This is a genomic window from Rhodococcus rhodochrous (assembly GCF_900187265.1).
GTDB lineage: Bacteria > Actinomycetota > Actinomycetes > Mycobacteriales > Mycobacteriaceae > Rhodococcus > Rhodococcus rhodochrous.
On sequence record NZ_LT906450.1, the window covers coordinates 2,868,543 to 2,880,505 of the forward strand.

Annotated in this window: 12 protein-coding genes; 5 read left to right on the forward strand and 7 right to left on the reverse strand. The window is 72.7% G+C overall.

Translation table 11 applies throughout. The features are described 5' to 3' along the window. Positions 1–23 precede the first annotated feature (23 nt). Positions 24–788 (reverse strand): TSUP family transporter, encoded by a 765-nt coding sequence (locus CKW34_RS13250; RefSeq protein ID WP_059384177.1) that lies wholly within the window; start codon positions 786–788, stop codon positions 24–26. A gap of 104 nt (positions 789–892) precedes the next feature. Between CKW34_RS13250 and CKW34_RS13255 the strand changes: the two genes are divergently transcribed. From CKW34_RS13255 to CKW34_RS13270, 4 genes are read left to right on the forward strand one after another with little or no spacing between them, the layout of a single operon-like run. Then, the gene (locus CKW34_RS13255) at positions 893–1,435 is read left to right on the forward strand and encodes an FxsA family protein (protein WP_059384176.1); all 543 of its coding nucleotides are present in this window, start codon (positions 893–895) and stop codon (positions 1,433–1,435) included. 19 nt (positions 1,436–1,454) lie between these two features. After that, on the forward strand, positions 1,455–3,065 hold the full coding sequence (locus CKW34_RS13260; RefSeq protein ID WP_059384175.1) for an amidohydrolase: 1,611 nt from the start codon (positions 1,455–1,457) through the stop codon (positions 3,063–3,065). After that, the gene (gene lnt / locus CKW34_RS13265; RefSeq protein WP_059384200.1) at positions 3,062–4,690 is read left to right on the forward strand and encodes an apolipoprotein N-acyltransferase; all 1,629 of its coding nucleotides are present in this window, start codon (positions 3,062–3,064) and stop codon (positions 4,688–4,690) included. The genes CKW34_RS13260 and lnt overlap by 4 nt, the downstream gene beginning before the upstream one ends. After that, positions 4,690–5,466, forward strand: coding sequence for a polyprenol monophosphomannose synthase (locus tag CKW34_RS13270; protein ID WP_059384174.1), 777 nt, complete (start codon positions 4,690–4,692; stop codon positions 5,464–5,466). The genes lnt and CKW34_RS13270 overlap by 1 nt, the downstream gene beginning before the upstream one ends. 42 nt (positions 5,467–5,508) lie before the next feature. Here CKW34_RS13270 and CKW34_RS13275 read toward each other — a convergent pair whose 3' ends face one another. From CKW34_RS13275 to CKW34_RS13295, 5 genes are all read right to left on the reverse strand, one after another. After that, the gene (locus CKW34_RS13275; protein ID WP_059384173.1) at positions 5,509–6,504 is read right to left on the reverse strand and encodes an AurF N-oxygenase family protein; all 996 of its coding nucleotides are present in this window, start codon (positions 6,502–6,504) and stop codon (positions 5,509–5,511) included. Continuing rightward, positions 6,501–7,415 carry a prephenate dehydrogenase gene (locus CKW34_RS13280; protein WP_059384172.1) on the reverse strand — a complete coding sequence of 305 codons (915 nt, stop codon included), beginning with the start codon at positions 7,413–7,415 and terminating at the stop codon, positions 6,501–6,503. Before CKW34_RS13280 ends, CKW34_RS13275 begins: the two co-directional genes overlap by 4 nt. Continuing rightward, positions 7,412–9,583, reverse strand: a complete 2,172-nt coding sequence (gene pabB / locus CKW34_RS13285) for an aminodeoxychorismate synthase component I (RefSeq protein WP_059384171.1) — start codon at positions 9,581–9,583, stop codon at positions 7,412–7,414. The genes CKW34_RS13280 and pabB overlap by 4 nt, the downstream gene beginning before the upstream one ends. 8 nt (positions 9,584–9,591) lie before the next feature. Then, positions 9,592–9,966 carry a chorismate mutase gene (locus CKW34_RS13290; protein WP_230825434.1) on the reverse strand — a complete coding sequence of 125 codons (375 nt, stop codon included), beginning with the start codon at positions 9,964–9,966 and terminating at the stop codon, positions 9,592–9,594. Between the two features lie 265 nt (positions 9,967–10,231). Continuing rightward, the gene (locus tag CKW34_RS13295) at positions 10,232–10,570 is read right to left on the reverse strand and encodes an RNA polymerase-binding protein RbpA (protein WP_026061850.1); all 339 of its coding nucleotides are present in this window, start codon (positions 10,568–10,570) and stop codon (positions 10,232–10,234) included. 232 nt (positions 10,571–10,802) lie between these two features. On the opposite strand from CKW34_RS13295, the gene CKW34_RS13300 reads away from it, so the two are divergent. After that, positions 10,803–11,144, forward strand: a complete 342-nt coding sequence (locus tag CKW34_RS13300; protein WP_059384169.1) for a hypothetical protein — start codon at positions 10,803–10,805, stop codon at positions 11,142–11,144. A gap of 24 nt (positions 11,145–11,168) precedes the next feature. Here the strand turns inward: CKW34_RS13300 and CKW34_RS13305 are convergent, their stop codons facing one another. Further along, positions 11,169–11,756: a hypothetical protein gene (locus tag CKW34_RS13305; protein ID WP_059384199.1), complete on the reverse strand. Its 588-nt coding sequence runs from the start codon at positions 11,754–11,756 to the stop codon at positions 11,169–11,171. Between the last annotated feature and the right edge of the window lie 207 nt (positions 11,757–11,963).

An 11,963-nucleotide genomic window follows, 5' to 3' on the forward strand; every position in this document is an offset into this window, starting at 1 on the left:
CCGCACCGAGCGCCGCGGGCGGCTCAGCCGAACTGTTCGATGCCCAGCCGGATCACCATGGCGATCACCACGACCAGCAACACCACCCGCACGAATCCGGCGCCGCGCGCGAGCGCCATCCGGGAACCGAGCACCGATCCGGCGACGTTGCACACCGCCAGCGCCGCCCCGAGCGTCCACCACACGTGCCCGCCGACGGCGAAGAGCACCAGCGCGCCGAGATTCGAGCCGAAGTTGAGCACCTTCGCCATCGCCGCGGAGGTGACGAACTCGCTGCCGAGCATCGCCGCGAACACGATGATGAAGAAGGTGCCGGTGCCGGGTCCGAGGATCCCGTCGTAGAAGCCGATCACCGCCGCGGCCGTGATCACCACGGTAATCAGCCGCAGGGTGGAGGGGCGGCGGGTGCCGCCGGCGCCGAGTTTCGGGCGGGTGGTGACGAACACCGCCACCGCGACGAGCACCACCATCACGATCGGGATGAACACCTCCCGGTCGATGAGCGAGACCGCCGCCGCCCCCGCCGCCGCGGCCACGGCCGCGACCAAGGCGGCGGGGCCGAGCAGCGACCAGCGCAGCGGGATGCGCCGCGCGAAGGTCAGCACCGCCGCGCCGGTCCCGCAGATGGCGGTGAGCTTGTTCGTCGCCAGCGCCACCTGCGGCGTCAACTGCGGGGCGACGAGGAACAGGGCGGGCAGCAGAATCAGCCCGCCGCCGCCGACCACCGCGTCCACCCATCCGGCGGCCGTCGCGGCGGTCATCAGCAACGCCCAGTCACCTGCAGTCATGGCGGTCATTCGATCACGCGGCGCATCCGTGGCCGGGTGCGGGAGCAAAACCGGCGGCCCGTTCGTTGACCGGACAGAAACCGCCGACGGAAGGAAGTCCCGCCGTGTACCCGTTGTTGTTCGTGCTCTACGTCGTGGCGGAGATCGCGGTGCTGGCCTGGCTCGGCTCCACCCTCGGCGCCCTGGCCACCGTGCTGATCTTCCTCGGTGTCAGCGCCGCCGGTTATCTCGTGCTCGCCGCGCTGGGCCGCCGCGCACTGCGCAATCTCGGCGAACTGCGCAATGGGCGGGCGCCGCGCGCCAATTCCCCGGAGCGGGTGCTCACCGACGGTGCGCTCATCGGCGCCGGCGCGGCCCTGGTGCTGATTCCCGGCATCGTCAGCACCGTGCTCGGGGTGGTGCTGTTGCTGCCGACCCGTGCCGCGCTGCGTCCGGCGGTGCGCACGCTGGTCGCGCGGCGGGCCCGCACCACCGGGTTCTCCGCGCAGCGGCTGGTGGTGGTCGACGGGCAGGTCGTCGATCACAGTGTCGTCGGGGGCGCCCCGCACCTGACCGGTGGTCCGGCCGTGACCGAGCAGGTCGACGACCGCGGCACCGTGTTCGAAGGGGAGATCGTGGAGACCCCGCGCCGCCACGAGGAGCGGTAACCGGGCAGACTGGGCACTCGTGAGCCCTGCACCGCACACCCAGCTTCTCGTCGGCGGCCGCATCTACAGCGCCAGTGCCCCCGATGCCACCGCTATGGCCGTCACCGACGGCACGATCGTGTGGGTCGGGCAGGACCGGCCCGGCCGCGCCCTGCACCCGGACGCCGAGATCGTCGACCTGCACGGCGCGTTCGTCGCCCCCGGTTTCGTCGACACCCACGTGCACACCACCAGCCACGGCCTGGCGCTGACCGGGCTGGATCTGACCGATGCCGTCGACCGCGAGGACGCGTTGCGCCGGGTGCGCGCGCACGCCGAGGCGCACGACGACGCGGTGATCTGGGGGCACGGCTGGGACGAGACCCGCTGGCCCGACCCGACGCCGCCGACCACCGCCGACCTCGATGCCGCCGCCCCGGCCCGGCTCGTCTATCTCGGCCGGATCGATGCGCATTCGGCGGCGGCGTCGAGCGCGTTGCGGGCCGCCGCCGAACCCCTCGACGAGCTGGCCGGGTTCGATCCGCAGCAGCCGCTGACCGCCGCGGCGCACCACGCGGTGCGCGGCGCCGCACGCCGCGGGCTGACCGCCGCGCAGCGTGCCCGCGCCCGGCTGGCGGCCCTCGATGATTTCGCCGCGCACGGGTACGTCGCGGTGCACGAATGCGCCGGCCCCGACATCTCCGGGCTCGACGACTTCACCGAACTGCTCGGCACCGACCATCCGGTGCAGGTGCGCGGCTACTGGGGCCAAGCGGTGCGCACCGGCGAAGACGCCGCGGAGCTGCTCGCGAAAACCGGCGCCGATGCCCTGGGCGGGGATCTGTTCGTCGACGGGTCGATCGGTTCGCACACCGCCGCGCTGGCCCGCCCCTACGACGATCTGCCGGACTGCTGCGGCACCACCTATCTGACCGAGGACGAGCTGACCGCGCACGTGCGGGCGTGCACCTCGGCGGGCATCCAGGCCGGTTTCCACGTCATCGGTGACGCCGCGACCACCGCTGCGGTCGCGGCCTTCGAGGCGGTCGCCGCGGAGGTCGGGGGACCGGCGCTCGCCGCGCGGGGGCATCGGCTCGAGCACGTCGAGTCGCTGACGGTCGCGCAGGCGGAGGTGTTGTCGCGGTACGGGGTGATCGCGAGCATGCAGCCGAGCTTCGACGCCCTGTGGGGCGGGCCGGACGGGATGTACGCGCAGCGGCTCGGTGTCGAACGCGCCGCGGCGTTGAATGCGTTCGCGCCGCTGGCGGCGACCGGTCTGGCGTTGGCGTTCGGCTCCGATGCGCCGGTGACGGCGCCGCGGCCGTGGCCGATGTTGCGGGCGGCGGTGCACCACCGCACCGAGGGCAGCGGGATCTCGCCGCGGGCGGCGTTCGCCGCCGCGACCCGCGGTGCGTGGCGCGCCGGTGGGGTGCGCGACGGGATGGCCGGCACCCTCGATCCGGGGGCGCCGGCGTCGTATGCGATCTGGGAGGTCGGGGAGCTGGTGGTCAGCGCCCCGAAGGATTCGGTGCAGCGGTGGTCGACGGATCCGCGGTCGCGGGTGGCGCCGCTGCCGGATCTCACCCCGGGCACCGCCGATCCGGTGCTGGTGCGCAGTGTGCACCGCGGCCGGGTCGTGTACGCGCGGTGACCGGCCGACCCTTCGCCGCGGTCACCGCGCGGGCGGTGCGTGTCGTCGCGCTGCGGGCGCTGCTGGCCGTCGTCGCGGGACTGTTGCTGTTCGCGTCGTTCCCGCCGCGGCCGTTGTGGTTCCTCGCCCCGGTCGGAATCGCGCTCCTGGTCGGTGTATCGACTGCAGTGCCGATGCGGCGACGCGCCGGGTTCGGTTACGGCTATCTCGCCGGCCTCGGTTTCCTGGTGCCGCTGCTGCCCTGGATCGGCGTCTATGTCGGTCCGTTGCCGTGGTTGGCGCTCGCCGCCGCCGAGGCGGTCTTCGTCGGCCTGTTCGGGGCGCTGGTGGTGCACCTGCGGTCGCTGCCGGTCGCGCCGTTGTGGATCGCGGCGGCGTGGAGCCTGACCGAATGGTTGCGTTCGAGTGTCCCGTTCGGCGGATTCCCGTGGGGTCGGCTGGCGTTCGGGCAACCCGACGGCGGGTTCGTCTCCCTCGCCGTCGTCGGCGGTGCCCCGCTGGTGTCGTTCGCCGTCGCCGCGACCGGCGCCGGGCTCGCCGCCCTCGCCCTGACCGCCTCCCGCCGTGCCCGCCCGGCGCGGGCCTGGACGGCGCCGGTCGCGGTGACGCTGCTCGGTCCGCTGCTCGCCGCGGCGGCGTGGCCGCTGGTGCGCACCACCACCGACGAGTCGTCGACGGTGACGGTCGCGGCGATCCAGGGCAGCGTGCCGCGCCTGGGCCTGGACTTCAACGCCCAGCGCAAGGCGGTGCTCGACAACCACGTCGTCCGCACCCTCACGCTCGCCGAGGACGTCGCCGCCGGACGGGCCCCGGCCCCCGATGTGGTGATCTGGCCGGAGAACGCCTCGGACATCGACCCGCTGCGCAACGCCGATGCCGCCCGCGACATCTCCGCCGCGTCCGCCGCGATCGACGCGCCGATCCTCGTCGGGGCGGTGCTCGCCAACGGCGACCGGACCACCACCAATTCGGTGATCGTGTGGGACGCGCAGACTGGTCCGGGGGAGCGGCACGACAAGAAGATCATCCAGCCGTTCGGCGAGTACCTGCCGTGGCGGTCGTTCTTCCGACTGTTCTCCGAGTACGCGGACCGCGCCGGTTATTTCGTGCCCGGCGACGGGGACGGCATGGTGACCGCCGGCGGCATCGACATCGGGGTGGCGACCTGTTACGAGGTGGCCTTCGATCGGGCGTTCCGCGATTCGATCGACGCCGGCGCGCAGCTGCTGGCGGTGCCGACGAACAACGCCACCTTCGGCGACACCGAGATGACCTACCAGCAGCTGGCGATGTCGCGGGTGCGGGCCGTCGAGCACGGCCGGGCCGTGATCGTCGCGGCGACCAGCGGGGTCAGCGCGATCGTCGAACCGGACGGTCGGGTGCAGCAGAGCACACCGTTGTTCGTGCCCGATGCCCTGGTGGCGCAGGTGCCCTTGCGCGCAGACGTTACGCTGGCTAGTCGGCTCGGAGTGGCGCCGGAGCTTGTGCTCTGCGCCGCGGCCGTGGCCGCCGCCGGTTTCGCCCTGGTGCGAGGACGGCGGGAGAAGGCCGGTGCGGCAGCTCGCACCAGCACCGGCGCAGCAGGAGCACCGGCCGGTGGCCGGTTCGACAAGGAGGACCTCTGATGGCAGCGGCGACGCCGGCCGGGAACGACAGCGCACCCAGCGCCCGCACCCTGGTGATCATTCCGACCTACAACGAGCGGGAGAACCTCGGTCGGATCATCACGCGGCTGCACGCTGCGCTGCCGCACACCCACGTCCTCGTCGTCGACGACGGCAGCCCCGACGGCACCGGTGACCTCGCCGACGAACTCGCCGCCGCCGACGAGCGCATCGCGGTGCTGCACCGCACCGAGAAGAACGGTCTCGGTGCCGCCTACATCGCCGGTTTCCGGTGGGGGCTCGAGCACGGCTACACGGTGCTCGTGGAGATGGACGCCGACGGCAGCCACGCCCCCGAGCAGCTGCACCTGCTGCTCGAGAAGGTCGACGCCGGCGCCGATCTGGTGCTCGGTTCCCGGTACGTGCCCGGCGGCACGGTGGTGAACTGGCCGTGGCACCGCGAGGTGCTCTCCCGCGGTGGCAACATCTACTCGCGTCTCGCGCTGGGGGTGTCGATCCAGGACATCACCGGCGGCTACCGTGCCTACCGTCGTGAGGTGCTCGAGAAGCTCGACCTCGACGCGATCGCCTCGCACGGCTACTGCTTCCAGGTCGATCTCGCGTGGCGCACCCTGCAGGCCGGGTTCACCGTCGCCGAGGTGCCCATCACGTTCACCGAACGGGAGATCGGTGAGTCGAAGATGAACGGCAACATCGTGCAGGAGGCCCTCGTCCGGGTCACCGTGTGGGGGCTGCGCAGCCGCCTCGCGCGCCTGCGGGCACTGCTCGGCCGCTGAACCGGCCACACCTGATGCATCAGGCGCTGCGCGGCTGATGAGCTAGCCGCTGCGCGGCCACGGCCAGCGGGCGTCGAGTTCCTCCCCGAGCCCCAGGCCCGCGCACAGCCGGCGGATGGCGCTGCAGTCCTGCACCACCGGCCGGCCCTCGGTCACGGCGATGGTGTCGGCGACCAGCTCGTCGCCGCCGGGGATGTTCTCGTGCGCGATGATCGCCGCCCAGGTGGAGGTGTCGGAGCCGGTGAACGCCGCGACCGCGGTGCCGAGCGCGTCGAGCAGCCGCACCCGATCGGTGTCGTCGAGTTCGGTGAGCACCGCGGTGAGCAGCCCACCGGCCAGCGAGGCGTGGCACAGCTCGTCGCGGCGGTGCACCGCAACCGTCGCGCGGTTGACCGGTTGCAGCTCCGGGTCGGTGGTGAGCAACGCCAGATAGGCGCTGATCGAGGTCTCCGCGACGGTGGTGAACGCCAGCTGCACCAGCGCCGCATCCCGCGGGGTCTCGGCGCGCGCGACCGCGGCGCGATGCTCCCGCACGGTCGGGCAGGGTGGCAGCACCGACTCCGGGAGCGCCCAGCCGCGGCGACGGCGGGTGAGCACGTTGGCCTGCTGGTGCATGAGGGTGTGGTACTGCTCGTCGACCATCGCCTGCAGCACCCCGGTGACCACCGTGTCGGACGGGCCGATGCCGAACGCGTCCTCGGTGATCAACGCGAAGCCGGGGTTGACGACGTGCTGTTCGATGTCGACGACGCTCTTGTTGTAGGCGATCCACGCCCAGGCCCGCAGCCGCGCCTGCCGTTGCTCGTCGAGCGCGAGATAACGCGGATGCTCGGCGAAGGGCAGCATCTGCTCGGGATAGTCGGCGCGGTCCGCCTCGAACAGCGCATCGAGATCGACCTCGGGTTTCTTCACGGCGGCGCGGCGCGGCCACGAGCGGGTCAGCCCGGCGATCACCGCGCTCTCCGCCGGATCGGACGGGTCGTATTGCGGGAGTTCCGGCGCGCGCAGCTGCGGGCCGGGGATGTCGGACTCGTTCATGTCCGGCTCCTTTCCTCGCTCGGACCGCCGACCGCACCCGGATCGCGGGGCAGTGCCGCGAACAGCTGCGCGCACAGCTGCGCGGCGGCGGGTTGCCCGTCGCCGAGCGCGGCGCGGGCCCGGTCGAGCAGCGCCGCGAAATCGGGCAGGGCGTCGGTGGCGGCGTCGAGATCGGCGACCGCGTCGGCGAGGGCGCGGCGGGCGGTGGCGGCGTACGGGTTGGTGAGCTGGATGTCGTGGTAGACCTCGGCGGTGCCCCCGGACACGCGGGCGAGCAGCGCCCGCAGCACGGTGTGCGGCGGCGCGGCGACCCGGGCGGCGGCATCCGGCACGTCGAGCCGGTCGAGGGCGATGCCGAACGCGAGGATCGCGGCGTGGGTGAGCACCTGCACGGCGGCGGTGATGCGGTCGTGTTCGTCGGCGGTGGTCTCGACCACTGCCGCACCCCAGTCGCGCAGGGCCGCAACGAACTCGGCCACGACCGGAGCGTCGTGGTGACGCACCGCCACCACGGGCCGGCCGGGCAACCCGAGGTCGGGGGCGAACATCGGGTTGATGCCGAGCGCGGGGGCGCCGGGCCGGTAGGTGTGCAGCGCCGCGGCGATCGGGGTCTTCACCGACAGGGTCTCCACCAGCAGGGTGTGCGGGGGCAGCAGCCGCGCGAGTACCGGCAGGGCGGCACCGGCGACGACGTCGGGGACGGCGAGGACCACGATGTCGGCGCCGTCGAGAGCCGCGGCGAGGCGGGTGTCGGGGGCGGTCAGATCGGCGCGCAGCATGTCGGGGGTGGCCGGGTCGGCGGCCGGGTCGACGACGAGCACCTGACGGCCGGCCTCGCGCAACGCGGCGGTGAGCAGGGCGCCGACGGCGCCGCATCCGCCGGCGACGATCACCCGGCCGGGCGTGGTCACGGCCCGGCCCGCCCCGGCAGCACCGGTGGCCCGTCGACGAGATCATCCGGGTCCGCGGAGCCGATCGCATCGGTCCCGTCGGTCGGGGTGGTGTCGCGGGCCGCGGCGAGGCAGCGGCGCATCACCACGGACTTGACGAGGGTCTCCTCGAGTTCGTCGTCCGGATCGGACAGCGCCACGATCGCCCCGCCGATCCCGAAGGTGACCTCGTGGGCGGTGGCGACGAGGGTGCGGATGACCACCGACAGGTCGGCGGCACCGGTCGGCGACAGATATCCGATGGCCCCGGAGTACACCCCGCGGGGGCCGTCCTCGAGCTTGTCGATGATCTCCATGGTGCGCAGCTTCGGGGCACCGGTCATCGATCCGCCGGGGAAGGCGGCGCGCACACAGTCCACCGCCGAGACGTCCGGGCGCAGCGTGCCGCGCACCGTGGACACCAGCTGATGCACCGCCGCATAGGTTTCCACCGCGAACAGTGCCGGCACGTGCACCGAGCCGGGCACGCACACCCTTGATAGGTCGTTGCGCACCAGATCGACGATCATCAGGTTCTCGGAGCGGTCCTTCTCGCTGGCCCACAGTCCGTCCCGCAACGCGGCGTCCTCGCCGGGGGTGCGGCCGCGTGGGCGGGTGCCCTTGATCGGTTTCGATTCGACGGTGCCGTCGGCGTCGATGCGCAGGAACCGTTCCGGGGAGGCGCTGAGCACCGCGACCTCGGGGAAGTCGAGCAGCGCACTGTAGGGGGTGGGGCTGATGCGGCGCAACGCCCGGTAGGTGCTCAGCGGGTCGATGCCACCGTCGACGGTGACGGTGTTCGTCAGACACACCTCGTAGGTCTCGCCGCTGCGGATCTCGTTCTGGCACTGGGCGATCAGATCGAGATAACGCTGCGGGGAGTGCCGCAGCCGCAATTGCGGGCCACCGTCCGCGCCGATCAGCGGCACCGGGATCTGCTCGTCGGTCACCGGTTCGGGCAGCGCCGACAGGATCGCGGCGGTCGCGTCGAACCAGGCGAGGGTCTCGGGATCGTCGGTGTCCTCGGTCAGGGCGAGCAGATAGCAGCAGCGGTCGTCGTGGTCGACGACCACCGCCCGGTCGGCGAAGACCAGCGCGGCGTCGGCGTAGGGGGAGGTGTGCACGAGTTGCGCGCCGGCGTCGGCCTTGAGTTCGTAGCCGAGATAGCCGACATAGCCGAGCGCGAACCCGAACGGCAGGTCGTCGCGGGCGGCGACGCGGCGCTCCGCGAGGCGGGCGGTGAGATGGTCGAAGACGGGGCGGCGGTGTTCCTCGACGGTGCCGTCGGCGCGGTGTTCGCGCACGATGCCCTCCCCGACCCGGTAGGTCAGGTAGTCGGCGCGGGGTCCGGCGCCGTTGCCGAGGACGGTGAACCGCGACTGCGGCTCCAGCGCGGCGCTGCCGTCGAGCCAGAAGCCGTGCGGGCCGGCGGCGAAGAGCGCCTCGTAGACGGCGGACGGGTCGGGGTGCAGCGGCAGCCGGCGGCTGGCCAGCAGATAGCGCGGGGCCGGTTCGGGTGCCGGTTCCGGATCGGCGGGGGCGGTGACGGTGATCGGGCTGCGCGGCGGGGTGGCGTCGCGGAAGTTGGCGAGCAGTTGCGCGCCGTGGGCGGTGCCGATCGATTCGGGATGGAACTGCACCCCCCACAGCGGGCGGTGCCGGTGCGCGACGGCCATGAGCAACCCGTCCGGGGTGTGGGCGGTGGCGACGAGCTCGTCGGGGACGGGGTCGGCGATCAGCGAGTGGTAACGCACCGCCTCGAAGGGCGACGGCAGCCCGGCGAACAGGCCGGTGCCGTCGTGCAGGATCGGGCTGGTGCGGCCGTGCACCGGTTCGGGGGCGGTGATCACGGCGCTGCCGAACAGCTGGCACAGCCCTTGATGGCCCAGGCACACCCCGAGCAGCGGCACCCCGGCGTCGGTGAGGGCGCGGGCGCTGATCCCGAAGTCCCGGGCCCGGTCGGGTCGACCCGGGCCGGGGGAGATGACGATGTTGTCGAACGGTTCGGCGACGAGCTCGTCCCAGCTGCGATCGTTGGTGAGCACCCGCGGCGGGATGCCGTTGACGCGGGTGATCAGGTCGTAGAGGTTGTAGGTGAACGAGTCGTAGTTGTCGATCAACACCGTGCGGATCGGTCGGGGCGCGGACACGACGGGCCTCAGTTCGTGCCGTCGCCGCGGCGACCGGAGCCGACCCGGTCCGCGGTGGCGCCGCCGGAGACGATGCGGTCCTCGACCCGGCACGCCTCGTCGATGAGCAGGGTGTACAGCGAGCGCACGAAGTCGCCGGACAGGCCGTGCCGGTACGCGTAGTCCTGGGCGCGGCGGTGCACGACCTCCATGCGGCCGGGTTGCAGCACGTCGAGGCCGTGGCGTTGCTTGAGTTCGGCGACGCGTCCGCACACCTCGAGGCGGGCGCGGATCCCGTCGAGCAGGGTCCGGTCGATGTCGTCGAGTTCGGCACGCAGGTCGGCCAATTCGGCGGCGGCCTGTGTCGACGGCGCGTCCGCCGCAGTGTGGTGACGGTCGGTCACGGACACTCACCCCCTTGCAAGCGACCCGCCGGAGCACCGGCGCGAAGGTCGTGGATCGGGCGTGCCGATCATGATCGATCGGCGTGCGATCATGATTGCACGCACCGTCCGGCCGATATCGACGATTGATCGATTCGTGGCGGGGCCGCAACCGAATTCGCGGAACCACCGTCCCGTCGGGCTGCGCTTGCGGGGTCCGTAACGACGTGTGCCGCCCTGGACGATCGTCCGGGGCGGCACACGTACGTGTTCGGCGGCGCAGGTGTCAGGCGCCGCGGCGCTTGGCCTTGAGCAGGTCCAGGCGCTCCTTGAGCAGGTCCTCGAGTTCCTCGATGGAGCGACGCTCGAGCAGCATGTCCCAGTGCGTGCGCGGCGGCTTGACCTTCTTCGGCTCCGGTGCGGCGCCCTCGACCAGGGTGCCCTCGAGGCCGTTCTTGCAGATCCAGGTGCCGGGGATCTCCGCGTCGTCCGCGAACGGCACGTCGTATTCCTCGCCGTTGTCGCAGCGGTAGCGCGCGATTCGCCGCGGCGCCAGATCGTGGTCGCGGTCGGTTTCGTAGCTCACCGCCCCGAGTCGGCTGCCTCGCAGTACACGATCTGCCATGGTGGTGTCCTTCCTTGTGTGCTCCGCCCGGGTGACGATGCCGTGCGGCATCGACGCCGAGCTCGACGTCCACTGTGCTCAACGTCTGCGGAGCCGATTCCGTTCCCGCGGCCCACCGAGGAGCCGAGGGGCCAGTCTACCGACCCGCCGCACCGCCGCGCGCACGGTGCCCGCACCGGCCCGTGCGTCCGGGATTCCCGCCGCCCCGCCGGGGGTGCGGGCGGGCAGTACAGTGACGCTCGTGACCGGACGTGACACCCGAGCGAGCACGTGCCTGTGGTGCGGGCGCCCGGTACCGGAGATCGGCACCGGCCGGCGACGCCGCTACTGCCGCCAGTCGTGCCGGCAACGCGCCTACGAGCAGCGCAGCAGCGCCCGCCGCGCCGGACTGCCCGAGGATTCGGTGGTGCTCACCGCCGGCGAGGTCGAGGCCCTCGCCGACCGCGCGTTCCGGGTGCGCTGCGCCGCCGAGGACGTCGCCACCGCGGTCGCCGAGGGCGCCGCGGCCGACGAGCTGACCGCCCTGTGCGCGGAGCTGCTCGATCTGGCCCGCGACGCCGAACGACTGCGCTGACCGCCCCGATCCGGGGGCGCCGGCTCAGGCGAAGAAGCCACCCATGGTGTAGATCACCTGGCAGAACGCGCCGTTGGCGTACTGCAGCGAGCCGAACAGGGCGCCGAGCACCGCGCCGGGACCGCTGTCGATCACCGCGGACTGCAGCCCGCCGCCGTTGTTGTCGAGGGTGGCGACCCCGGCCCGGATGTTCTCCATGTTGATCCACACGAACTTCAGGTCCGAGGCGGTCACCGGCGCACCGGCGGTGGGTTCGACGAACACCTCGATCGACCCGAACGGCACCTGACCGTGCGGGCCGGGATGCACCCACGCGGTGGTCATCGCGAACGGCACGAAACCGCCGCCGCAGCCCGGACCGACGGTGGGTGCGGGCGACGAGAACGGCTGCGGGATGTTCTTCGGCGGCGGCGCGAACGGATCCGCCGAGCCGGAGTCGGCGACGAGCCGCTCGAGCGCGGCGAGGGTCTCGGGGGAGTCGGCGACCTCCGCGCGCAGCTGATCGAGCGGCACCCCCGGCGGGGCGGTGTCGGCGGCGGCCTGGGCGGGGGCCGCGAGCAGGGCCGCGGCGAGCAGGGCGGTGACGAGCGGGGCGGATCGGCGACGCAACATCTCGGGCTCCTTCGAATCGGGTCGAGCGGGCGGGACGAGGCGATCCGGTCGCGATCCGATCACGCACGGGTCGCGGCACGGGGGCACGAAGGTGACGGCCGCTTCGAGAATAAGGAGAGCTGTCCGGTTTCGGGGCGTTTCCGGCGAGCCCGATCCGGCTTCGGAGGCGACCTCATTCGTCACGCCGGTCACGAACAGGACATTCCT

Excerpts from the sequence above, each read along its gene's own strand:
- CKW34_RS13250 (WP_059384177.1), bottom strand. The coding sequence starts at position 788 with ATGACTGCAGGTGACTGGGCGTTGCTGATGACCGCCGCGACGGCCGCC.
- CKW34_RS13270 (WP_059384174.1), top strand. The coding sequence starts at position 4,690 with ATGGCAGCGGCGACGCCGGCCGGGAACGACAGCGCACCCAGCGCCCGC.
- CKW34_RS13275 (WP_059384173.1), bottom strand. The coding sequence starts at position 6,504 with ATGAACGAGTCCGACATCCCCGGCCCGCAGCTGCGCGCGCCGGAACTC.
- CKW34_RS13295 (WP_026061850.1), bottom strand. The coding sequence starts at position 10,570 with ATGGCAGATCGTGTACTGCGAGGCAGCCGACTCGGGGCGGTGAGCTAC.
- CKW34_RS13305 (WP_059384199.1), bottom strand. The coding sequence starts at position 11,756 with ATGTTGCGTCGCCGATCCGCCCCGCTCGTCACCGCCCTGCTCGCCGCG.